Source organism: Sphingomonas sp. NFX23 (assembly GCF_049887795.1).
In the GTDB taxonomy this organism is placed as follows: domain Bacteria; phylum Pseudomonadota; class Alphaproteobacteria; order Sphingomonadales; family Sphingomonadaceae; genus Sphingomonas.
Genome location: NZ_JAGEKH010000007.1, coordinates 226,229 through 249,309 on the forward strand (window position 1 = coordinate 226,229; position 23,081 = coordinate 249,309).

At 60.3% G+C, this 23,081-nt stretch carries 23 protein-coding genes and 1 pseudogene; 9 read left to right on the forward strand and 15 right to left on the reverse strand.

The features are described 5' to 3' along the window. Window positions 1-191: 191 nt before the first annotated feature. From J4O76_RS19605 to J4O76_RS19650, 10 genes and pseudogenes are all read right to left on the reverse strand, one after another. A complete protein-coding gene (locus J4O76_RS19605) occupies window positions 192-1,097 on the reverse strand; it encodes a serine hydrolase (RefSeq protein ID WP_426283736.1) in 906 nt (301 codons plus the stop codon). 346 nt (window positions 1,098-1,443) lie between these two features. Then, window positions 1,444-3,102, reverse strand: coding sequence for a chloride channel protein (locus J4O76_RS19610; protein WP_426283786.1), 1,659 nt, complete (start codon window positions 3,100-3,102; stop codon window positions 1,444-1,446). A gap of 121 nt (window positions 3,103-3,223) precedes the next feature. Further along, on the reverse strand, window positions 3,224-3,394 hold the full coding sequence (locus J4O76_RS19615; RefSeq protein ID WP_426283737.1) for a hypothetical protein: 171 nt from the start codon (window positions 3,392-3,394) through the stop codon (window positions 3,224-3,226). Window positions 3,395-3,521: 127 nt separating this feature from the next. Further along, the gene (locus tag J4O76_RS19620; RefSeq protein WP_426283738.1) at window positions 3,522-5,297 is read right to left on the reverse strand and encodes an SLC13 family permease; all 1,776 of its coding nucleotides are present in this window, start codon (window positions 5,295-5,297) and stop codon (window positions 3,522-3,524) included. 259 nt (window positions 5,298-5,556) lie between these two features. Next, on the reverse strand, window positions 5,557-7,572 hold the full coding sequence (locus J4O76_RS19625; RefSeq protein WP_426283787.1) for an ATP-binding protein: 2,016 nt from the start codon (window positions 7,570-7,572) through the stop codon (window positions 5,557-5,559). A 54-nt stretch (window positions 7,573-7,626) separates the two neighbouring features. Continuing rightward, a pseudogene (locus J4O76_RS19630) lies at window positions 7,627-8,373 on the reverse strand (PAS domain-containing protein); the annotation flags it as partial. 133 nt (window positions 8,374-8,506) lie between these two features. Next, window positions 8,507-9,760, reverse strand: a complete 1,254-nt coding sequence (locus J4O76_RS19635; RefSeq protein WP_426283739.1) for a cation:proton antiporter — start codon at window positions 9,758-9,760, stop codon at window positions 8,507-8,509. 6 nt (window positions 9,761-9,766) lie between these two features. Further along, the gene (locus J4O76_RS19640) at window positions 9,767-10,747 is read right to left on the reverse strand and encodes a mechanosensitive ion channel family protein (protein WP_426283740.1); all 981 of its coding nucleotides are present in this window, start codon (window positions 10,745-10,747) and stop codon (window positions 9,767-9,769) included. 8 nt (window positions 10,748-10,755) lie between these two features. Beyond that, window positions 10,756-12,162, reverse strand: coding sequence for a DUF2254 domain-containing protein (locus J4O76_RS19645; RefSeq protein ID WP_426283741.1), 1,407 nt, complete (start codon window positions 12,160-12,162; stop codon window positions 10,756-10,758). Between the two features lie 50 nt (window positions 12,163-12,212). Then, window positions 12,213-12,518, reverse strand: a complete 306-nt coding sequence (locus J4O76_RS19650; RefSeq protein WP_426283742.1) for a hypothetical protein — start codon at window positions 12,516-12,518, stop codon at window positions 12,213-12,215. A 449-nt stretch (window positions 12,519-12,967) separates the two neighbouring features. On the opposite strand from J4O76_RS19650, the gene J4O76_RS19655 reads away from it, so the two are divergent. The 3 genes from J4O76_RS19655 to tnpB all read left to right on the forward strand — a co-directional run bounded on the left by J4O76_RS19655 (window position 12,968) and on the right by tnpB (window position 14,101). Then, complete coding sequence (locus J4O76_RS19655; RefSeq protein WP_426283743.1) at window positions 12,968-13,279, forward strand: hypothetical protein; 312 nt, start codon at window positions 12,968-12,970, stop codon at window positions 13,277-13,279. Window positions 13,280-13,584: 305 nt separating this feature from the next. Further along, window positions 13,585-13,932 carry a transposase gene (locus tag J4O76_RS19660; protein WP_426283744.1) on the forward strand — a complete coding sequence of 116 codons (348 nt, stop codon included), beginning with the start codon at window positions 13,585-13,587 and terminating at the stop codon, window positions 13,930-13,932. A gap of 49 nt (window positions 13,933-13,981) precedes the next feature. Then, window positions 13,982-14,101 carry an IS66 family insertion sequence element accessory protein TnpB gene (gene tnpB / locus J4O76_RS19665; RefSeq protein ID WP_426283745.1) on the forward strand — a complete coding sequence of 40 codons (120 nt, stop codon included), beginning with the start codon at window positions 13,982-13,984 and terminating at the stop codon, window positions 14,099-14,101. An 814-nt stretch (window positions 14,102-14,915) separates the two neighbouring features. On the opposite strand, the gene J4O76_RS19670 is transcribed toward tnpB, so the two are convergent. Next, window positions 14,916-15,140, reverse strand: a complete 225-nt coding sequence (locus tag J4O76_RS19670; RefSeq protein WP_426283746.1) for a YozE family protein — start codon at window positions 15,138-15,140, stop codon at window positions 14,916-14,918. A 134-nt stretch (window positions 15,141-15,274) separates the two neighbouring features. Between J4O76_RS19670 and J4O76_RS19675 the strand changes: the two genes are divergently transcribed. The 5 genes from J4O76_RS19675 (at window position 15,275) to J4O76_RS19695 (ending at window position 18,914) form a co-directional block, all read left to right on the forward strand. Beyond that, complete coding sequence (locus tag J4O76_RS19675; RefSeq protein ID WP_056063171.1) at window positions 15,275-15,478, forward strand: hypothetical protein; 204 nt, start codon at window positions 15,275-15,277, stop codon at window positions 15,476-15,478. Between the two features lie 2 nt (window positions 15,479-15,480). Continuing rightward, window positions 15,481-15,957, forward strand: coding sequence for a LexA family protein (locus J4O76_RS19680; RefSeq protein WP_426283747.1), 477 nt, complete (start codon window positions 15,481-15,483; stop codon window positions 15,955-15,957). Beyond that, a complete protein-coding gene (locus J4O76_RS19685; RefSeq protein ID WP_426283748.1) occupies window positions 15,954-17,222 on the forward strand; it encodes a Y-family DNA polymerase in 1,269 nt (422 codons plus the stop codon). The genes J4O76_RS19680 and J4O76_RS19685 overlap by 4 nt, the downstream gene beginning before the upstream one ends. Before the next feature lie 731 nt (window positions 17,223-17,953). Then, window positions 17,954-18,481: an ion channel gene (locus tag J4O76_RS19690; RefSeq protein ID WP_426283750.1), complete on the forward strand. Its 528-nt coding sequence runs from the start codon at window positions 17,954-17,956 to the stop codon at window positions 18,479-18,481. An 88-nt stretch (window positions 18,482-18,569) separates the two neighbouring features. Further along, window positions 18,570-18,914 (forward strand): hypothetical protein, encoded by a 345-nt coding sequence (locus J4O76_RS19695; RefSeq protein WP_426283752.1) that lies wholly within the window; start codon window positions 18,570-18,572, stop codon window positions 18,912-18,914. A gap of 21 nt (window positions 18,915-18,935) precedes the next feature. Here the strand turns inward: J4O76_RS19695 and J4O76_RS19700 are convergent, their stop codons facing one another. The 3 genes from J4O76_RS19700 to J4O76_RS19710 all read right to left on the reverse strand — a co-directional run bounded on the left by J4O76_RS19700 (window position 18,936) and on the right by J4O76_RS19710 (window position 21,486). Beyond that, the gene (locus J4O76_RS19700) at window positions 18,936-19,787 is read right to left on the reverse strand and encodes an SOS response-associated peptidase (protein ID WP_426283753.1); all 852 of its coding nucleotides are present in this window, start codon (window positions 19,785-19,787) and stop codon (window positions 18,936-18,938) included. Window positions 19,788-20,251: 464 nt separating this feature from the next. After that, on the reverse strand, window positions 20,252-20,839 hold the full coding sequence (locus J4O76_RS19705; protein ID WP_426283754.1) for a hypothetical protein: 588 nt from the start codon (window positions 20,837-20,839) through the stop codon (window positions 20,252-20,254). A 389-nt stretch (window positions 20,840-21,228) separates the two neighbouring features. Further along, entirely contained in the window at window positions 21,229-21,486 is a 258-nt protein-coding gene (locus J4O76_RS19710) for a hypothetical protein (RefSeq protein ID WP_426283755.1), read from the reverse strand. Between the two features lie 65 nt (window positions 21,487-21,551). On the opposite strand from J4O76_RS19710, the gene J4O76_RS19715 reads away from it, so the two are divergent. Next, a complete protein-coding gene (locus J4O76_RS19715) occupies window positions 21,552-21,902 on the forward strand; it encodes a hypothetical protein (RefSeq protein WP_426283756.1) in 351 nt (116 codons plus the stop codon). Window positions 21,903-22,115: 213 nt separating this feature from the next. Here the strand turns inward: J4O76_RS19715 and J4O76_RS19720 are convergent, their stop codons facing one another. Beyond that, a complete protein-coding gene (locus J4O76_RS19720) occupies window positions 22,116-23,009 on the reverse strand; it encodes a LysR family transcriptional regulator (protein ID WP_426283757.1) in 894 nt (297 codons plus the stop codon). Window positions 23,010-23,081: the final 72 nt, after the last annotated feature.

Consider the following 23,081-nt stretch of genomic DNA (forward strand, 5'->3'; position numbering starts at 1 on the left):
ACATCGTAAACTCTAAATCGGCTAGTTCATCTTAGCACTAGTCAAGCTAGGCGTAGTCTCTTAAAATACATCCTTTACTTCAGCCGGGTATTAATTAACGTAGCATCAGAAAAAGGCGCGAATGTATAAGCATTTGGTCTGAGCCCACACAATAACGCACCTCCAGGCTGCGGACATTGAGCGATTATCGATTAGCGATTTGCCACAATCGCGCGCGTGACATTGCCCATGAGCCGCATCCGCACCGGTATGGGTTGGCGCGTGCTGGCGATCATGACGGCGACCGCATAGCGATGCCCGTCGGGGGCAACGAGCAAACCCACGTCGTTGTAGCCGGTCGAGAGAGTGCCCAGATCCTGACCCGTCCCTGTCTTGTGCGCGAGCGTCCAACCAGGACGGAGGCCCGACTTCAAGCGCAGAGGACCGGTCTTGCTGGACCGCATGAGCGTTAGTAACGAGGTGGTCGATTGAGCGCTCAAGAGTTTGCCTTGAGCCAGTAGAGATAGCCCTAGCGTCACGCCATTGGCAGATGCACCGTCGAGCGGATCAGACAGATAGCGGCGCAACGCCTTGTCGCGCGCTTCGTAGGTCATAGCTGCACGGGCTTGCAGGAATCCCCAACCTCCAGCCCACTCCGGTCGCCATTCCAGTCCGGCGGTACGCGCCTGCAACTGCCTTTCTCCAGGGCCGAACCCGACGCCTGCAATCCCCTTCTCGTCCAACATGCGGTTGATTGCGGCAGGTCCACCGATGCGCCAAAGTAGCACATCGTTGCAAGTGTTGTCGCTGCGAGTCATTGCCCCGCGAAGCAAGTCACCGATCGTTGTCCTGTAGCCGTCTTTGCCAACAAATGCCCGGATAGGCTGATGAAATACAGTAAGGTCGGATCGTGTAACGGTTACTGGATCGGTCAGCGATAAGTGACCCCGATCCACCGCGTTCATAACTGCGATCGCAACCCAAAACTTGCTCACGCTCTGCTGGGGACGAGGGTTGTTGCCCTCCCAGGCAACAACCCACCCCTCGTCAATGTCGCGGACACTGATGCCAACGTCACCTTTGAAACTTGCGCCGAGCGCCTGTACCGCGTTGAGCAAGTTGGCTGATGGTTGGGCTCGCGTTTGCACAGGCCTGGGCAGTGTTCGGGCGGGTGTGGTGGTCTGTACCGTGATCGGCAGGGATACGGGCGCTACAGGGTGCCGCCCTGCCGGAACACACGCTTCAACAACAGATAGACATGAAATTATACCAACGCGACGACACAGTAAAACAAATGGCAATGTAACTTCCCTTTCAGGGTCTTTTAGCCAACTCTGTGCATAGCGAAACTGGGGGGGGGCGAGTTCGACCCGCATCTCACCCGGCTTGCCGCTGTAGTAACTGCGGAAACGTCAGCTAAACGCCGAATTTGTCGAGGGAACATGGTACGTGCCTAAGCCGGGGTCAGCTCTCGCCAAATAGCTCACGTTGCGCCTTGTCCAGTTCCTCTGCGTAGCGGCGTCGCGCGTAGCTCTCGGAGAGGATGCCGAGAACCGCACCGTCACTCCCAACTACCGCCAGTTCGTCCGCCCCTTCGGTATCGAACGTAGTCATGACGCTTCTGATGTCGGCATCCGGCGTAAGGGCGAGACCCGTGTGGATCGCCAGCGACCCGATCGCTGCCTTCTGATCGACCTCTTCGGCAAATGCACTGGCAGTCTGTACGATACCGCCATAATTTTCGTGGTCATCGACGAGCAGGACCCGACTAGTGGAACCAAGCGGGAACGCCCGACGAAACTCGGCAATCGTCGTGTTGCACGGCGTAGCCCGTTCGACACGTCGCATCATCTTGCCTGCCGTAAGCGTCCTGACCCAGCCGACATCTCGGGCGCTTTTAATGGTTTCGCCCCGGAGATGCAGGCGCCACGTTGAGAAGGAATAGCCGAAAAGCTCGCGGACGATGGTGGACGAGACCAGCGATGCCGCAATGGCCGCGCCGGCGAGGGAGAAGTCGTGGGTCGCCTCAAGGACTAGCATCGCCATTGTCATCGGCCCCCCAACCACGGCGACCGCTAATGCGGCCATCCCCACCAGGGCCGCATTGTGCGGGTCGATCACCGGCGATCCGACCATCCATTCGAGTGACCCCGCAAACAGGTGACCCAGTAGGCTGCCCAAGAACAAGGATGCGAAGAACAGGCCACCGCGGAAACCAAAGCCAAGTGAGATGATGGATGCCGCGCACTTCACGACGAAGATAGCGGCGAGAAAGCGCAGCGATACGTCGGCTTCAAGATTGAGGTGGAGGGCGCCGTGACCAGCAGAGAGGATTTGTGGCGTGAGCATCGCGAGAGGGATGAGCAGCAGCCCGCCCAATATCGGCCGGCAAATTGAGGGTATCGGCAGCTTGCGTGTCGCTGCTTCCATCTCTGCGACAGCCCGCATCAGCAGTATCCCAGCGCCAGCGGCGCAGGCCCCAAGCCCGGCATAGACAAGGTAGTGGAACGTCTCGATCTGTTCACCTGCATTAGCCGCAACCAGATACGGCTGAGCACCAAACGCCTGCGCCACAAGGACACTCGCCAGGCACGCCGCAGCGACAGGTGCCAGCGCTGATATCGTATAGGCCCCGATTACGATCTCGAAGGCATAGAAGGCCCCAGCTAATGGAGCCCCGAATGCACCTGCGATGGCGGCGCCCGTTCCGGCGCCGACCAAGATGCGCAGATCGGACCTGCGTAACGCAAACCAGTTGCCGCTGAGCGAGGCGACGAGCCCTCCCAACTGCGCATACGCCGCCTCAAGCCCCACAGACGCACCGAAGCCGTTGGAAAGGATCGTTTGCCCGGAGATAACGAGGCTGTCGGACCACGACATGCGACCACCATGAAGGGCGTTCGCCTCCACAGCGTCGACCATCCGGCGCCGGCGAGCATGAGTAACCCAGGAGAAGAGTGCGAGGACGGCTCCACCAGCCGGCAGGGCAAGTAGAGCGAGGTAAGGGATCGTCGTGGCCGCACTCAGCCTTTGATCCGGCGACAAGGCATAAAGCAGATGCTGCATCGTCTGTGCGAGCGTGCCCTGGACGACACTGAGCAATCCGGCTGCACTGCCGATCATGATGGCCAGCACGATGAGTGCAGCTTCGCTGGATCGGAAAGCTTTACGGAGCCACGATGGCGCTACCCGACCAGAGCCAGGTGGACCCGCTGTGCTATCGATCAGTGGCGCTGAAGCCATGTCAGTCGGGGTCCTGCATCAAGGTCGCAAACAAGGCTGCGGCAAGAACCGCACTGGAAGGCCACATCACAATCGACAGCGTCCACGACGCCGCCAATCCAGCTGTCGTGATTGTTGCAAGCAGCAGGGCGATGAGAACGGGCATGGCTGCCGGCGAGCGGAGGAAACGCATGAAACCGCCTACGCCTGCTACATCTGCGGTGCCACAACCTTCCGGGCTTCCCTGCCACGGACGCCCATTCAGTATCCCGGAACGCGCCTGCGGTTTGGCCATACTGCCCATCAACAGTTCCCGGCGATCAGTGCAGTGGCCAAGTCCACATCACCAGAGGCGTACCAACCAAAACCACCAGAACAGATAGTGGCGCGCCCAGCCGGGCGTAATCACTGAAGCGGTAACCCCCAGGACCAAAAACCAGGGTATTACACTGATGCCCAATCGGCGTCAGGAAATCGCATCCTGCCCCGATGGCGGTCGCTATCAGGAACGCTTCGGGGCGATATCCGAGGTCGTGCGCGAACACCGCCGCGATTGGCGCCATCACCAAGACCGTCGCGGCATTGTTGAGAAACGGCGTCACAGCCATCGCCGCTACGAGGATCAGGGCGACCGCGCCCCATGGCGGCAAGGAGGCAGCCAGATGGGCAAGCGAGGTCGCGAGTACATCGGACGCGCCGGTGCTGCGCAGGGTTTCGCTAACCGGAATGAGCGCGCCCAGCATGATGAGAATTGGCCATTCGACGCCATCGTAAGCCTCGCGCAGCGGTAGCGCGCCGGTCGCCATCATCAAACCGGCAGCGGCAAAGAAGGCGACTGCCACAGGCACATAGCCGGTCGCGGTTACGGTCATTGCAACCGCGAGGATGATAAGTGGTAGGAAGCGACGCTTCGAACTCCCCAGACGCAGGGCGCGCTCTGCCAGCGGCAACGTACCAAGGTCACGCATGCGTTCTGGCAAGAGTGTGAGGGGTCCTTGAAGAACGATGACATCGCCAGCGCGCAGGACGGTCTCGCTGAGCTGCTTGGTCAGCCGTTTGCCGGCGCGCGATACCGCGATGAGGTTGACGCCATAGCGTTGCTGAAGCCGCAGTCGTCCGGCGGACTGGCGGACTAGCACAGAGCCGGTGGTAATGACCGCCTCAATGACGCCGACCTCATCATCTTCGCTGCCTTCCGGTAGGTCACGATGCTGTCCGGCAAGTGCTAGGTAGTCACCCGCAATAACACGCTCGAGCGTATCCGGGTCACCGCCCAAGATCAGCGTGTCGCCCGCAGCCAGAAGGAACTCAGCCGTAATGCTCGTGCGCATATTGTCACGGACAACATTGGCGATCGTCACCTCATGATCATGGCGGTCGATGAAGGACTCAACCGTTTCGCCGACGGCGGGCGATCCGTCTTCGATGGTCGCCTCAGTGACATAGTCCGTGATGTTGAGAGCTTCGCCCATGGTCGGTGCTGCGCGGCGTTCCCTGGGCAGGAGGCGGTAGCCGAAACGCAGAAAAATGAGGCCGACCACAAGCAGGCCCAGCCCCGTTGGCAGATAATCGAACATGCCGAACGGCTTGCCGGTCATCTGCTCTCGTACTCTGCTGACAATGATATTCGGCGACGTACCAACGAGTGTCATCAACCCGCCGAGCAGCGAAGCGAACGACATCGGCATCAGGAACACCGAAGGGCTAGTGTCCGATTTCTTAGCCGTCTGAACGGCTGCCGGCATCAGCATCGCTAAGGCACCGACGTTCTTGACCAGCCCGGACGATACCCCGACTGCCGCGGTCAGCACCACGAGTTGCGACCGGACGCGGGTCACGCGCCGCGCCAGTATCCCGAGCGCGCTCTCGATTAGCCCGGAACGCTGCATTGCCGATGAGATCACCAGCGCTGATCCAACGATGATAACGATGTCATCGGAAAAGCCGGTAAACGCCTCTTTGGGCTTCACCAACCCCAGCGACAGCCCGCCGAGCAGGGCGATGATGGCTGTGACATCATAGCGAAAACGGCCCCAGAGAAAGAGGCCCATCATGCCGATCAGTAGGCTGATCGACATCAGTTGCGGTGTTGTCATGCGCGCAGAATCCGTAAGATGGCGATCATCACGCCGGTTATTGCGGCCAAATCCCGATGATTGCTGCTAAGACAACAATTACTAGGAAGCCGTTGTCAGCTATCAGCAGCCGGGGCCAGCAGTCGCTGAGTATCGTGCCGCGGTGGTGCGGCAGGGATCATTCCGCTCCATACCGCTGCCCGTGTCTGACGCTGCATCAAAGCGGAAGCCGCCGGTATTCCCAAAACGCAGGGTTTCAGCGACAAACTTGCGTTCTCGTTCAGGATGCTGCTTTTGTCATCGCAGCAACTTTGCTCGTCAACGCTTCAAGCGTGAACGGCTTGGTGAGCAATTCCATACCCGGCTCAAGGTGGCCGTTCCCAACCGCAGCGTTATCTGCAAACCCGGTAATGAACAGCACCTTCAGGCCGGGCTGAAGGGCGCGAGCATGATCGGCTACCTGTCTACCGTTCATGCCGTTCGGTAGACCAACGTCGGTGATAAGCAGCTCGATACGACCACCGGACTGCAAGACTTTAAGGCCTGCCGCTCCATCCGCCGCACCAATCACGGTGTAGCCCTGCTCTTCCAATACCTCGTCGATCAGATGACGGATCGTGGCTTCGTCATCCACCACCAAGACTGTCTGTCCGCCTGCAGCTTCAGCTGGGATGCGCTGAGTTTCAGCAACATCATCCACGATATCGCCGTGATAGCGGGGCAGATAAATGCAGACGGTCGTCCCTTGGCCGACCTCGGAATAGATGCGAACATGGCCACCGGATTGGCGTGCGAAGCCGTAGATCATCGATAGGCCGAGCCCTGTGCCTTGCCCGATGGGCTTGGTCGTGAAGAAAGGCTCAAATACCCGCTGAATCAGTTCGGGTGCCATACCCGTGCCGCTGTCCGTCACGCAGACGGAAATATACTGACCTGGGGGAAGCTCATGATCTTGCCCTGCACGATCGTCGAACCACTTATTCGCGGTTTCAATCGTGAGCCTGCCGCCATCCGGCATGGCGTCACGACCGTTGATGCACAGGTTCAAGATCGCATTCTCAAGCTGGCCTGCATCGATCTCGGTCGGCCAAAGGCCGACTGCGCCGACAACCTCGATATCGACGGTGGCTCCAACAGTGCGGGCCAGCATCTCCTCGAAGCCCGTAATCAGCCGATTTACATCGGTCGGCTTGGGATCGAGAGTCTGGCGCCTTGAGAACGCGAGCAGTCGCTGGGTTAGTGCAGCAGCCCGGCGACCCGCACCCTGTGCTGAATTGATGAAGCGGTCGATATCCTCCAGGCGACCACGCGCAACACGAACCTGTAGCAGTTCAAGGTTGCCCATCATGCCGGTCAGCAGGTTGTTGAAGTCGTGTGCCAGACCGCCGGTAAGCTGACCCACCGCTTCCATCTTCTGGGCTTGTCTAAGAGCTTCCTCGGCTTGGCGTAGTGCCTCGGCCTGATCCTTTTCCGCCGTGATATCTCGGGCGACAGCGATGATCAGTCCGTCTCCAGGCGCGGCCGTCCACGTCAGTGTCCGATAGCTACCGTCCTTGTGACGATATCGGTTATCGAACCGACCGATGACACTACCTTCCGACAGAGAGCCGGCAGCATTCTGCGTGGCAATCAGGTCATCGGGATGGACGAGGTCGAGGAAGTTACGCGTCAGCAGTTCCTGTTCGGACCAGCCGAGGGTCGTCATCCAGGCCGGGTTGACCGCGCTGATCACCCCATCGAAGCCCGCCACGAGCATGACGTCTCTCGATAGCGTCCAAAGACGGTTCCGATCGGCGGTGCGCTGCTCCACCTGCTCTTCAAGCGAAATAGCGAGGTCGTTCAATCTGGCTTCCGCCTTGTGCCGTTGGATCGCTACCTGCGTCCGATCTGCAACCTCGCGGATGAAGGCAATCTCCGCCCCCGTCCAAGTGCGGGCGTCCCGCTGATTGACGAACAGGATCGCCGCCAGCGTGCCGCGTTCCATAACGGGTATATTGACTAAGGCAGTTGCTGCCGCTTCTCGAAGCGCTTCGGCATTCGTGCGGCGGTCGGCAGCTAAACCGTCGATGACCACGTCTCGGCCACGTTTCAGATCTTCGATGTATGATCCGTAGTCACGGAAGCGGACGACGCCCTGGACCGACGCAACGTCAGGTACTGTCCAGTCACGCTCAATAACTAACGTATCCGTCGTCGGTTCAACCTCACCGTAACCCACCCGATCGACGTCCAGTGTGCGTCCAAGGACTTCGCCCGCCGCATAGGTGATCTCAGAGGTCGAGGTGCAGTCACGCAACCGATCACCAAGCTCTAGCAGCGCATCCCGATTGACCTCCCCGCGGCGCTGAACTGAGACATCACGAGAGACGGCGAGCAGCTTTTCCGGTTTACCGTCGAGGCCGAGGATCGGCGTAACCTTTACGTCCCACCATTTCGGCGTACCGGCCATGGTTGTCGCTGGACCACGGAAGTGTGCGGTTCCCCCGCTGCGCGCGGTCTCGACCGCAACTTTTGCGTCGGCGTTGCCCTGATCGGTCCAGAAGCTGGTCCAGGCACAGCCACGGATCGCCTCAAAATCAACGACCTCCATGACCTTCATGCCGCCCTCGGTCATCGATAAGAGATCGCCATTCAGATCGAGAACCTTGATGCAGTCGTCCGACGACGCAAGAACGCCCCGGAGAAACTCGGCATCGAGGCGGGCTTCCTCGGCGATCCGACGTTGCGCGGTGCGATCACGGAGAATCTTCACATAGCCGATATGGGACCCATCCTCGGATCGCAACGGCATCATCTTGCCATTGGCCCAGAACCGCGAGCCATCCTTCTTCAGGTGCCAGCGTTCATCGGTTGCGCGCCCTTCAGCCAGCGAGCAACGCATCTCGACACCCGCACGGTCAGCGGCTTGATCTTCCGGCGTGAAAAAGCGGTCTGCGGGCTGACCGGAGATCTCTTCTGCCGTCCACCCGAAGGTCCGTTCGGCACCGCTGTTCCAATCGGTGATCAGGCCATCAGTACCAAGGCCGATAATCGCGAAATCAACAGCGCTCTCGAAAATCGCTTGATATCGGGTGCTGTTACCCGCCGCTTCCGTCATTCCAACTCACCTGCTCGAAATGTAACAATGCGCCACTGACATAGATTGAGCGGCCTAGGCTCACTTTGCACCGCTGTCCTTGCAAATACCTGAGGCTGCGATGTAGCTGACCATCCGCACCGCCTCGGATCCATTACGCCCTGCCGCGAGCTTTGGCGCGGTCAAGCACACGCTCGATGGTGCCGCCCTGCACGATTACCGAGAACAGCACGACGATGTAGGTAGCCGCAAGCGCGATAGACCGCGCTGGTCCGTCCGGCAGGCCAAGGGCCAGCGCAACCGAGATACCACCGCGCAGGCCGCCCCAGATGAGGGTCAGCGGTGCGAGCCGTCCGAGCGATAGGATCGGCCGCAGGACGGCAAGCGGCGTGACGACCGCAATCCCGCGGGCGAGCAGCACCAGCGGTACAGCGGCTAGACCGAGTGCGATAAGCCGCGGGTCCCAGGGGATGGTCACGACCTCGAGACCAATGAGCAGGAACAGGACAGCGTTGAGGATGTCATCGATCAACGCCCAAAACTTCAGCAGATAATCGCGTGTGATGTCGCTCATCGCATCGGCAACGCCCTTGTTGCCGATCAGCAGCCCGGCGACGGCCATGGCGACTGGACCGCTGATGTGGAGCTGCGCGGCAAGCGCATAGCCCCCCATAACCACCGCCAGCGAGATCATCACCTCAACATTGTACTCGTCAATCGACCGCATCGCCCGGTAGCCGATCCAGCCTGCCGCCAACCCCAGAAGCACGCCTCCGCCCGCTTCCTGAAGGAACAGTGCCGCACCGTGACCGAGCGACAGCGGTTCAGTGCCCAGGGCTGCTTCGAGCAGGATAGCGAAGACGACCACCCCGACCCCGTCGTTGAACAGGCTTTCACCGGCCACCGTCGCTTTCAGTGTCGGCGAAACCTCCGCCCGACCGAGGATGCCCATGACGGCGACGGGGTCCGTCGGGCTGATGAGCGCGCCGAAGACGAGACACCAGATCAGCGGCATAGCAAGGCCGAGCCAACCAGCGATCAGGTGAAAGCCACCGCCAATGATGAGGGTCGAGAGGAGGACGCCAACGGTGCTGAGCACGACGATCGGCCAACGCCCGCGGCGCATATCGTCCCACTTCACATGCAGCGCGCCGGCGAACAGCAGGAACGACAGCATGCCGTCCATCAGCGTCGTGTGGAAGTCGATGCCGGCGATGAAGCCGACTACCTGTTCGCCCACTTGGCTACCGGGTAATAACCGATCGATGCCGACGACGAGCAGCGAGGCGACTGCGCCCATGATCGTCAAGCCGATCGACGAGGGCAGCTTCAGGACACGGTGGTTGAAGTAGCCGAGCACCGCGGCGAGTACGATCAGGATCGCCGCTGCGTCGAACGGGGTCAGCACGGTCGGTTAATCCTTCGGGTCGCTACGGACGATGGTCAGCGCGTTGATGTGGCGCGGCTCGGGAACGGTGTCACCCGCCGGCCAGCCTTCGCGCTGGCGGCGACGATCGCCGTCGCTCGCCTCGGTCTGGTCGTGGAACAGTACCTGAGTGGTGGGGAACGGCAGATCTATTCCGGCGCCGACCAGCGCCTCAGACACCGCTTGCAGAACCCTGTCACGAACCTGCACGACACCGGAACGCTTGGGCTTGGTCCACCAGCGCACCCTCAGGTTTTTGGACGATCCGGCCAGATCCCACAGCAGCACATCAGGGGCAGGTTCGGCGAGCACGCCGTCGACGCCCTTGATCGCTTCCAGGGCAATCCGTCGTGCGGTGGTGACGTCGTCGCCGTAGCCGATGCCGACGTCATACTCGCTGCGCAGCAGGTCGTAGGCGGTGATGACGGTCACCGTTTCGGTATAAATGACGCTGTTGGGCACGATCACCCGCTGGCCGTCATAGGTGCGGATGTAAGTGGCGCGGGTTTCGATCGATTCCACCGTTCCGGTGAAGCCGCCCCCGGTGGTGATCTCGTCTCCGGCGCGGAACGGGTGACGAATGAGAAGCAGAATACCGGCGAGCAGGTTCTGGAAGATGTCCTTGAAGGCAAAGCCGATCGCGACGCCACCAATCCCGAGGGCTGAGAACAGCTTTGCTGGCGTGACCGACGGGAAGGCGACGGTTGCCGCGATCAGCGCACCGAGCAGCATGAGCGCGATATAGGCCAGCCGTCCGAACGCCATGCCGGCGCTCGGAAACTCGGAGCGCTTGGCTGCGAACGCCTCGACGCCGCGGCGAACGCCCGATGCAAGGCCCCAGAAGATCAGGAAGACGATCAGCCCCGCAAGCAGCAACGGCAGCATGGCGAGGAAGCCGTTGACCATGCCGTTGACGGTCGTCCAAATTTCGGACGGATGGATGGCCTTCGCCGAGGGAGTATTCATCATGCTTTTCCTCAGGCCGTGCCGGCAAGCCAGGCGGTGCCGTCGCGCAGGCGACGCTTATAGTCGGGTTGGTCGAGCGCGGTCCGCAACTCAGCCGTGCGGGTCCGAACCCGGGTCAGGTTGAAGCCCTTCAGCGCCTCACCCGCCAGTTCCTCCAGCCTGTCGGCATAAAGGCAGATCGTCGTCAGCCGATCGGGCTCGTCACAGTCGAGCGATACCTCGCCTAGTGCGTTGAGGTAGCGCAGGCTCGCTACCATGTCGGCCGCACAATACTGCGCCAGCGCGCCGAACGACCGGTCCATAAGCGAAGCGAAGGTGGTGGGATGGGCGATGACGCGAAGGGAGCCTTCGTCGTCGACCCGAAGGTGTGACGGCAGCGATCGGCCGGCCAGGTCGGACATGGCAGCGCTCAGCCAGTCAAGGCAGGTGACCGCCGTGAAGGGATCGTTGACCCCAGGCGATAATGCCCGGGCCGCGATCTCGACCAGTTCGTCGACGAGGAAGCGCAGGTCCTGCAACGCCGAACGGCGCGAGCCGACGGCGAATGCCTCGCGTAAGTCATTGGCACAGGCGTCGTCGCACCGCTCCGGTGGCCAGACCTCGATCAGGGCGCGGCCAACATGGACGAAGTCACCGGGCTGGTACTGAAGGCGAAGAACGAGATCATGCCTGGATGCCAGGCGCAGGACTGCCTCGTCGTCGAGAAACTGGATGTAGCCGGTATCCCCGGCGGTAACGATCCGACGCTGCCTCCCGACGGTCTCGCTGGCATCGTCCCGGAAAGTGGCAGGAATATCGGTGGCCGTCGCTGCATGATCGTCGGGCGAACTGCCGACGAAGCGGGGGAAACGATCGTCAATGTCGCGCAGCAAGCGGTCGCCGACGTCCTCGATCACGCTATTGATGTGAATTTTGCTGGGCACGTGGTGGATGAAGTAGATCAGCACCGCGATCGAGCAGAGCGCCAGTAGCACGCCGACCAGTAGCGCCAGATTGGGAACGAAGCCGTATCCACCTGACTCTTCCGCCGAGTGGATCGTGCGCAGCACCAGTAGGCAATACAGGAACGTCGCGATGAAGGTGCCAAGCGTCACCTGGTTGCCACGGTCGCGCATGAAGTTGGTCAGTAGGCGGGGACCATATTGGCCGGATGCATACACGACCGCGGCGATCGTGACGGAGAACACCGTACCGGCCACGGTAATCATCGACCCGCCGACCGACGACAGCACCTGCCGCGCGCCATCCGGTCGCGAGGCGTACAGCCAGACATAGCCGTCCATCCAGGACGAGCCGACCTTCGAGTCCAACGCCACCATACCACCTGCCAGCAGTACTGCGGCGATGGCCATGACGGTGGGGACGAACCAGTAGCTTGAACCGAGGTAATCGGTCAGACGGCGAAAGCCGGCGTTCATGAGGCAAGGCTTTCGACATATGCCCGGCCGACTAGCGGCCGGCAGAAAAATCAACGGACAGCAGCGGCCTGATTGGCGACAATGGCGTCGCGCTGTTCCTGGCTCATGCCGGCAACGTTCATATCGGCTGCTTCAATGGCGTCGGAGCGGGAGTCGCCGACCTTGCGTGCCTTGTCGGCACGATTATCGAGCTGAGCTGCCTGATTGCGCAAATCTTCGGCATTCGCTTCCATGGCATCGGCACGGGTATCCGCTGCATTCTCGACGCGATCGGCAAGCTTGTCTGAGGGGCTTTTGTTGCAGGCGGCTAGCGGAAGCATGGCGGCAAGAGCCGCCAGGGTGACGATTGATTTCAAGACATCTCTCCTGACGCAAAAGCGCCAAGGCGTGTCCCGGGCGCGCCGAGCTCACAGTCCGGTTTATATCAACTGCGAAACGACACTAGAGTTCCAGATATAGATCAAGCCGCAAGGAGCCTGGTAATAGCTCGCTGCGGGTACGCCATCACGTTGTAAAGCCACAGAAAGGGGCAGGACGCCCCCCTTCCAATCGTTCGCTGTTTACGTTGGTATCTGCAGGGGGCCCAAAAGGACATGTTCACCTAATAAGGTAACCCTGATTGAACAGCCTGATTTCAAACTCCATCCAGGGTATACCCAGTCTGACGAAAGCCGGCGTCAAAACGGAACGCCTTGAAGGGCTAACGATGGTGGCTGACGACGCACAATTCGAGAACAAAACGTGTTCAATTGTAGCCTACATCCGATTCCAGTGATATAGTTCACTCAGGAAGGAGTGGCAGACTATGCCATACGAAAAGCACAAGAAGCTACATTTCGATATTACGAACGTAGGCCTTCGAGCGCAGGCAACAGCAGTCGGACTGGTACAGCTTTGTGTAGAGCTACGGCGTGCAAACGTGCTCGACGAAGCTGCAGTTGAACGAATTAAGGATGCCATCGCGGATGAAGTAGCGGTGGCTGCGCCCCGGACGCTGACATCGCCGCAATATCGAAGCGAGGTAAAGAGCCGGCTGGATCGATTGTTCGCGGGTGAGCAGGAAGTTGGTTCAGCAGAAGCACTATCCTTTGGAGCGACGCCAGATAACCTAAGCTAAATCTAGACAATCTGGTGTATCAGACTGGAAATCACGCGTCATATGCGCGCGTCGGCAGCCAACAGCCGTACGTCATTGTAACCGCAATACTGTTACCTGATTAAGCCCAAACAAGTGGCGATAGTGCGATGGTTGCCGCTGGATGAGCGACGCTCAACCAGCCAGAGCTAGTTCCAGGTGTGCAGTAGATCGAAGGCCCAACGATACGTCTTCATCCGGCGAGAGGTATGGCGGGTGATGGTCTGAGCTGAAATGTTAGCCACAGTGCAAGCACCGTGGTTTGCATCGTGGCTAGAGACGTGGCGATGACCCAGATCACTGTACTGTCCGGCGTTGAGCGGCGTCGCCGTTGGAGCGATGAGCGCAAGCTTGCCCTGGTGGTGGCAGCCATCGTGCCTGGCGCGTCAGTTGCCGCTATCGCGCGAGATGCCGACATCTCTCCGTCGTCGATCTACCGTTGGCGGCGCGAGCTGTGCGGCAAGCTTGGGCAGCCGACTTGCTTTGCGGCCGTGGCCGTTCATGTGGATCCGCCCGAGATCGACCACGGCGTGTCAGACATGCTGGTCATCGAGCTCCGCGGTGCGACGATCCGTGCAGCTGGCGGCGTATCTGCGAACTTGCTGATGGCGGCGCTGCGCGAGCTCAACGCATGATCCCTATTCCGAGCGGGGCACGGGTCTGGATAGCCACGGCAAGACGGACATGCGCAAGGGCATGGCGTCGCTGGCGATGCAGATCCAGCAGGGGTTCGGAAGCAACCTGCATGGCGGCGACCTCTATGTTTCGAGAGGTCGCCGCGGCGATCTGCTGAGGATTCTGTGAAGTCATATGGCCGTGTCGAAGCGACCTACTCAATCCCGCTGGCGGCCACTATCGGTGCTGGCATTCGAATCGGTGATGAGGTTCGCCCGTATGGAACCGTCGCATTACCGCTCGCGCCTACGTTGAGCCTGATGGGTAACGCGGGTCCGTACTACTTCGCTTTGGGCTTACGCGTCGGACTGTGATTTCCGCGGCACGCCATTCAGCTGTGCCGCAAGATATCTCAGTTGCACTCCCCCATGCGATACTTCCGCCAGTACCGATCCCACCGCACGGCTGCCCCTGAAGCGATAGCGGCACACGACAGCGATCGACCGTCCGGCAGCGTGCACCGGGCCACAACTCGGCGGTAGCTCTTACCAGTCGCCTCACATCGCAACGTCTTTCGCAGCACCAGGTGTTCGACTATCTGCTGGCTGCGTTTGGCAGCCGCGTTGTCACAGCTATAGTTTACCCGCCTCGGGTCTGCCGCGCGACAAGGCGACGCGCTTTCGAAATCCGGCGCCTGGACGCCGGCAATCCGAACCTTTACCCCGTTCGAGCACCACAAAGGTCCGTCGCCGTCGTGTACGCGGGTCACCATGCATGAGAACGTCGTCACAGGTGCGAGGGCGATCATCGAACCACTCGCATCAGTGCTTCGTCCGGCTGGCGTCTGCTACAGCGTTCAGGCAGTCGGCTAAAATCTCCCACTGTCGGTACTGCTCCGGCTGCCCTGGTGGCGTCTTTTCCATACCCGACGCCACGATCTTGCATGCGCCCATCTGGCCATGATCAGCCATTAGCGCGAAGGCCTGCCGCCACGCGTCCTGCATCAAGCCGACAACCAATCGGACTCGGCGTCGTCGACCGCGGCGAACATGTCGTCCTCAGCCTGCATGGCGCTGAGATGTTTGCGCACGGTCTCCGGATCTCCGTTGCGGGGAAAGCGCCTATCGACGACCGCGCCGGCCGCCAATTGGCCAACGAGATCGCTTCGGTCTTTCTGCGCCATAAGCCACTGGCCAAACGCTGGCTTCGGCTCGTCATGATCAGTCATTCCCGCGTCCCTCGAATCAGTGGCCTGCCAATCGCATCAGATTGATGTTCTTGCAATGTTCTTGCGAATCAGCGGGGATCGCGCCTAGCTAGGGACAGGCCACGACCGGCGACCCGATACTGACGGAGCAAGAAATGCAGCACGATCTGCGGCTGAGAGCGGCTGCCCGCGTGATATACGACAACGTCTATCCACCTGTTGATGCCGTACAATTCAGCTTCGACGAGGCCGAACGGTTCGGAACTGTGGAGTACCGGCAGGCCGTCGGCGCTGCGCAGGACGCACGGTCGGTTCTGGCTGCGCACCACGACCAGCTCCTCTTCGCCGCGATCCTATAGGTATGTCGTCGACGAACCGGAATCGCCCCGCTGTCATCCCGCTGATCCGTCGAGATACCGCGCTGCGGCTCCACGACGTCCCGTTCGAACTGGTGCCGTGCGAGGTGCCTTTCTTCCTCGTCCATACGCAAGCCGGGTTTCCGTCGCCCGCGCAGGACGACATGCAGGAACCGATCGACTTAGGCGCGTGGCTCGTCGAGCATCCGGCTGCGAGCTACATCATGCGCGTAGATGGCCGGTCCATGTCCGGTGCCGGGATCAACGACGGTGATCTGATCGTCGTGAACCGAGCCAAGAAGCCGAAGGCAGGCGCAATAGTCGTGGCGCTGGTGTATGGCGACCGGACCCTGAAGCGTCTGCGCTATGTCGACGGCCGTCACTGGCTCGTTCCTGAGGCCGAAGGGTTCGCGGACATTCTGGTCGACGAGCATGTCGAGATATGGGGCACGGTGGTCGGCGTCGCGCGCAAGATGGTATGAGCCCGCCTATCGCCCTGATCGACTGCAACAACTATTACGTCTCCTGCGAGCGCGCCTTCGATGCCAGCCTGGTCGGCGTGCCCGTCATCGTGCTGTCGAACAACGACGGATGCGCCATTGCGCGATCGGCCGAGGCGAAAGCGCTGGGCATCAAGATGGGCGATCCGATCCACCACCTGCGCGACAAGGTGCGACAACACGGCATTCAGGTCCGGTCGTCGAACTATGCGCTGTACGGTGACATGCAGCGCCGGGTGATCGCCGCGTGCGAGTCCTTCGCCCGCGACTTCGAGATATACTCGATCGACGAGACATTCCTCGACCTCGACGGCTTCGAGGGGCGCGACCTCGTGGCGCACGCCAACGCGATGCGTGCCCAGGTCCAGCTATGGACAACGATACCCACGTGCGTCGGCATCGCGGAGACCAAGACGCTGGCGAAGCTGGCGAATGCGGCAGCCAAAAAGAACCCGGAGTTCGACGGCGTAGCCGATCTTCGCGACGACGCCGTGCGGCGCGATGTGATGCACGCCTTCGCGGTCGGCGACGTGTGGGGTGTCGGCGGTGCGACTGCGCGCAAGCTGACCGACCTGGGGATCCATACCGCGGGGGCGTTGCGCGACATGCCGATGAAGCAAGCCCGCGCTGTCGGAACGGTCGTCCTTGAGCGACTTGTGGCCGAACTCCGAGGCGTCCCGTCCAATGCCGTGGAATCGGTCGAGCCGCAGCGGAAGGGGATGGCCGTCACCCGGTCCTTCGGAACGCCGATCTGCGACTTTGAGCAAATGATGGGCGCGCTGTCGCAATACGCTCTGCTTGCGGGCGAGAAGTTGCGATCGCACGGGTTGGTCGCGGCCCGACTGACTGCGTTCTTCCACACGAACAAGCACAAGCCTGATCGGCCCCAGTACGGCGCGTCGCGGATGGTGACGCTGCACCCGATGACGAACGACAGCCTCGAGCTGATCGCGGCGGCCAGACGCGGCGCGGAGAAGGCGTGGCGCGACGGCTACGCCTACACGAAGGCCGGCATCATGCTTGACGACCTGCTGCCAAAGGAAGAGCGCCCTCGAACGCTGTTCGAGGAAGACACATCGAAGCGTGACCGGCTGATGGGCGCTCTCGACGCGATCAACGGCAAGTTCGGCACGTGGACGGCCGTGACGGCGTCGCAGGGGTTCAAGCGCGAATGGAAGATGCGGTCGGAGATGCGCTCGCCGGCGTGGACGACCAACATTGCTCAGGTGCCGACGGTTCGGGCCTAGGGCGCAAACCCAATCAGGGTATTGATCTGGAGTAGGCGATCCATGGCGAGATGCCGTGGCGGCAGCGATGCGAGAGCGACTAAGGCGAATGGATTTTTCCCGTTCGAACGATCTTGCCAACACTAAACCCGCTTAGCCACGCGAACCGCTGATCCATAGCTTCATGCATCGTGAAGGGGCAGGCGCTCGGAAAGCCCTTTTCGAGACCGCTTTTCAGACCCGCGTCGTAGGCGGCGCGTAATGGGTCGGTTTCCATAAAGGCATAAACATACGTTAAGCAGAAAAGGTGCCATGAAAAGTAACTTTTGTTATACCCCGAAAATGGTCTTCCTTGAGGAGCGATCATGGTAGCTTCTGGCAATGACGATTATACAGCGGGCATTCGAGATCGCGCGGAGTGGTAAAGCGCGGTCGATTACGGACATTCGCACGCAGTTGAGGCTGGAGGGCTTCGACCATATCCAATCGCATTTCAGCAGCAGCAGCCTCCAAAAGCAGTTGCGCGATCTGATTAAGTCGCGTGACGAAACGCGTCCAGCATCCGACTAACGCTCTGCTTCGTGTTCATTGCGATCAGGGACCGTGTAGCGCCGTCCACGCGGTTGAAGCGGCGGTGATCCCTTTAGTCGCCTCCCTTCAAGCACACGTCGACAACATTGGTGGATCAACAACGCGAACAGCGATACGCTTCATCGCAGCAGTCCGGGGGCGGGCGCCAACGAGGGTGGGCTATGAAGAAACTTGCATCGCTAATGGGCCGATCGTTTCTCCTCGTCGCGGTAATCTACTTCGTCACCGTCACTACGTCGGCGATCATATTTGAAATTGCCGAAGGTAAGTATGACGCGGTGGACTCTTTCTGGTGGGCATTCACCACAGCGACCACCACAGGCTATGGGGACATCTACCCCGTCACGAAGACCGGTCGGGCCGTGGCACTCTTCCTCATGCACTTCGGTCCAGGTTTCGCCTTCCCGATGATGACGGCAATCATGTCGGCCAAGCTGATCGTCGACAGCGATGCATTCACCCACGGTGAGCAGGAGCAGCTGAAGGAAGACATCGCAGCGATCCGGGGAATGATAACGCAGACCAACGATGGGAGCTTTGCCGCTGTAGCCCGACTTGAGGCCGACATGCGGCGCTACCTGCACGATGACGAGCCGACCCGTCGCGCTCAATGCCTTGATGAGTTCCGGCAGCGGCTAGCCCTGACACCTTGGGCGGAAGCTGAACAATATTCGGACGGCGATAGATGAGACCAATTTTTCGGCGGAAGCTCACAGCGTAACGGGACCTGGACGACGAAACACGGCGTTGAAGTACGAAACTGAGAAATGAGATCGCATGCCCCACGCCAGCAATATCGTTTTCTGCGACGGACCCGACAGCCCCCACGCGTTCGACGTCGTGCCCCTCCAACCTCGCAACGGCAGCCTGGATGCCATGTGCCCGGTCTGCAAGGGTCGTGGACAGTGGAATACCGAGATCGATCTCGTCAGCTTCCGGTGCAAGCGAACGGCATGCGATCGCTGCCACGGTGCCGGCTGGGTGGAAACGGGAACCGATCCGATCGGCCTGCCAGACATTGAAGTTTCGCCGGAAGGGTATCCCCGTTGGACGATCCGCTTCGAACCCGGCGACGCGGAGGTGGAGGTCGACCCAACCCAACCTGGGCTGGCAAAAACATAAGGTGGACGAGGCTGACCGTGTCTAAATCAACCGAGGCGTCACCGTGCGCGTCGGAAACACAGGCCCTCGTACCGTCATTCGGTCGGCAGGATATGGGCGCTGCAACGACAGGACGTCGTCATAGCTGCCGGTCAACCACCGCTCGTGATCATCCGGTCGCAGGATCGTGATCATCGCCTTGGGATGGATCGGCGCCACCAGTTCGTTGGCGTCACAGGTGACCATCGCGAAATAGCGCTGGTCGCCGACCTGCCGCCAGAAACCCGCGATCGCGAACACCGGCTGGTCGGTCACTCCAAACCACATCTCCCCCTTGATAGGCTTTTTGCCATCACCGAGGTCGGTTGGTTCGCGGGCCCATTCGCAAAACTCTGTCAGCGGGATCAGGCAGCGATTGGCCGGATCGCTGACGAGAGATCGCCATTGGGGTAGGTGCAGCGTGCGCACGTTCGTCTGCGCAACTTTGCGGCCAGCCTGTTTCGCTTGCCCAGCTAGGACATCCCATTCCATCACGTCGAGCCCGCGGCGATCGGCTTCGTTCCGCACGACGTAAGCACGGCTGAAAGGGCGTAGTTCTTTCGGGTCGAACCGATTGTCCATTGGCTTATCGGCAAGCCATTCCGCACCGAAGCGCTCGGTGATGGTTTCAGGTTCGCCGTCGAACCGGGCGCGATTACACATTAGAGGTTTACCCGACCGACAACTGCGCCAATTGCGATCACGGAAACAATGATCGCCCAACCCTCCCAGGTTCGGGGGGACCAGCCGATCCCTACTACCTTGGGCTGAAACCATTCGCGCGGATTGTTCATGATCGTTCCGATACTGGCGTGAATCGTCGAGGTCTATGATCGTGGGGCTGCTCGATCTCAACGAGCGACCGTATTTGGAAAAGAAAAGGGCCCATCCGGAGCTACGAGGAACCGGATGGGCTCAGTGCCATCATCCCAACAATGGAGACCAGTCACGCCTTAAGGCTGCGTTGGTTTGGGCAATGGTCGCCGGCAGCGTAAACGGGGGGCCGTCCTGCCGGCGTCTGTCCATATAGCGCCATAACAGCGGCAGCTCTATTGACCCAAGTTTATACCTACTGCCATATTTTGGTGGGCTACCTGCAAAACCTAACGGCCCGTCCTTCGGTTGGCAAAGGACGGGCCGGCCAGTCACTTTCCGGAGATACCTGGCGTCGCGTCAACGCGGAAACCCCGAGCCGGTTTCGCGGTAACGGCCCTCCTCGATTGACAAGAGAACACGAGGCGGACCGGCCAAGTCCGGAGGACGACCTTGGCCGAAACAGTATCGGGATGGTTAAGCCGCTTAGTAACCGCGGCGGTAGTTCACTTGGTCATTTCGGAAGTCGGAGCAACGGGAGCAAGTCTGGCAAGATAAGCCTTTCCGTGAAGCCCAAGCAGCGTAACGCGACCGACATTCCCAGCCTGTACGGCCTTCAGATACGATCTAGGTTTTTTCATCAACTTAGGCTGATCGAGCCCTGTAAGACCGACGATCCGCGCTGCTTCCTTCACGAAGGTCACACAGTTGTGGTCTGATAGGCGATACACGCTGTCGGGTTTCCCCTCGCTCCACGCATCGACCAACCGCAGCACAGCTTCGTACTGTGCATCGCTCATAATGAGTGAGAATTGCGCATCGCTCCCCGCTACATAGCCCGGCTTGGCTATGTCGAGCTTTCCCGCAACGGGCCCCATCAAGAGTGCTGGCGAGACCGATTTAGCAGTGAACCCGACATTTGTATCGACCGGAGCGCCGCCTGCATCGGGTATTCCGTGCAACGTGAAGAACGCATGGGGGAAGCTGTTGCCAAGCTCGTGGCTCCAGAACGTAATTGTCACTGCGGCTTGCGCAGGAACCGCGGCGAAACTCCACATGAAGAAAGCCGCAGCCAGCGTTAAAAAGGTCCTCATACAGCGAGTTACCGCAATCGAGTGACGCCTAGCAATTAGAATCGCTTCACACGGCGGTCCAGCGCTCTAGAAACTAGGAGCACCGCAGCGGGGAGGCGTCTTGGGAATGCTCAACCCGCTGCGATGTCACAACACTGACATTTACCTATACGGTAGGCAATACCCGATGAGTCTCAAAATGAAACGATGTCGCGACGAACGCGTGTGACGAGTGCGGGGTAAGATGCTCGCCGCGACGGTTTATAGTAGCGGCAGCGTTTGTTGCGCCGCAATAAGCATCCCGCGAGGCGCCGTCTTTCATGTCGCACCTGCTGCCACCCACGGCGCAGAGTCTTAAAAGGTCGGTGCGGACATACCTCACTGCTCGTCATGCGGGTTGACCTATTTGATCATGCCCACGGTCTTTTCTTGGTGATGGGGACAGATGGCCCGCCGTAACGGCCCTCGTCCTCATTCACGGTAGCGATCTTTCTTGATGCGTATTCTTGCGTTGCATACAGGCGGCGCAGGATCATCGCGAGGTCGCGCTCTGTCAGACCAGGCGCCCGATCGATCACTTGCCCTTCGGGCAACGGCTCAACCCAAGCAGCAAGACGGTTGCACGCCTCGCCGAGTTCAGCATCCAGGGAATCATCAAAGACAGCCATAATGGGAACTTACCTGTTCCGTTTGCGTCCGCAAGTTCCTAGAATGGCCAAAGGAAGGAGCGAGGATGGCATTCATCACGGAAGTGGCCCTGCGAGGCGAATGGTTCTACCTCGAGGAAGAGCAACCACTCGATCTGAGTAGCCCGTCCTTTTACATTCTGGCCGCCGGCCGCATCACGCCAAACGATCGGCCCGACGACGTTGGGTCCTATTCGATTGAGGTTGGGAAGGTGGTCATCCAGTTCCCAAGGTATGCTCGCGCTGCATTGACCATCGAATTGTCCTGCGATGCGCCGACGTTTGGCGAGGGCACCGATCTGCTGACAGCCAACGCCTCCTACGAAATGGCCGCGGTTGACGAGCCGCTGCACTACTACGGCACCTTCGTTCGTCGCCGCGGCCCGCGTCAGTGCTGATTGCGCCATCCTGGAAAGGCTGGACTGACGGCTACGGGCCGCGGTTAGTCCACTCCCGTAATTACCTGCCATCCATAAATGCGCTCTGAATGCCTTGATCGCCCTCCGCGTTCCTGATGCTAAACTCACACGCCTTTTGCAACGCAGCTCGTACCAGCTTAGATTCTTGAAATAGGATCGATTCCGAGAGCGCTTTTGCGGGATGCAGATTGATCAGCCTGAAATTGCGAAGTCCGAGAGGCCTGATGCTAATGTATCGAACACCGCGCGACACCGGCTACTAGTCCGAAGGTCCTCATGCATGACGAGCCAAAGCGGAAGTTCGAGACTAAATGCCTCGGGTAAGACGCGAACCAATCGATCGTCCCGTGCAGCGACCATGGTCTGACATATCCCGACGCCGAAGCCAGCGCGCAGCATGGCAAGCTGGACCAGGTTGCTGTCAACACGCATGGCGAAGTCGCTATGGCTCACTCCCGGAAGCATTCCCATGACCGCCTGGCCGGTAGTCGATCGCGTATCCATACCGATCAGGTCGTGGGCAACGAGGCTAACCAACTCGGCCGGTCTGCCTCGGCGTTCCAGATAATCCCGCCGCGCGAACAGCCCGAGCGTCACCTTGCCGAGCCGGCGTGCAATCAGGGCGTGCTGGATTGGATCGGTCATGCGCAGCGCGATATCCGCCTCGCGCTGAAGCAAGTCGGTGACCGCGTCTGTAGGTGCCAGCTCGATCGACAAGGCCGGATGATCGCGACGCAATTGCGCGAGCAGCGGTGGCAGATGCTCGGCCGCGAACACCTCGGCCGCCGTCACGCGGACGGTGCCGGCTACCTGGTCGTCTGCCGCGGACGCTGCGCGTAGTAATGCGTCCGTCGTCTTAACGAGTTCGTCAGCGAACGGGCGCAGGGACAAGGCGCGATCGGTAGGCGATAGTCCGCGCTGCGACCGTAGGAAGAGCGTGCCGCCAACCGCCTGTTCGAGCGTCTCGACATGGCGTGCGACACTGGGCTGGGTAAGTCCTAGCAGTCGTGCCGCGCCTGACATCGAGCCCGTCCGCATCACTGCGGCGAACGTCCGATACAGATCCCAGCTCGGTCCCGTGTTCATCCATTTCTGTATATCTATGCGCCGCTTTTCGTCAATTCCGTGGAGATCGCCTCTGCTCCATCTTCCGGCAGC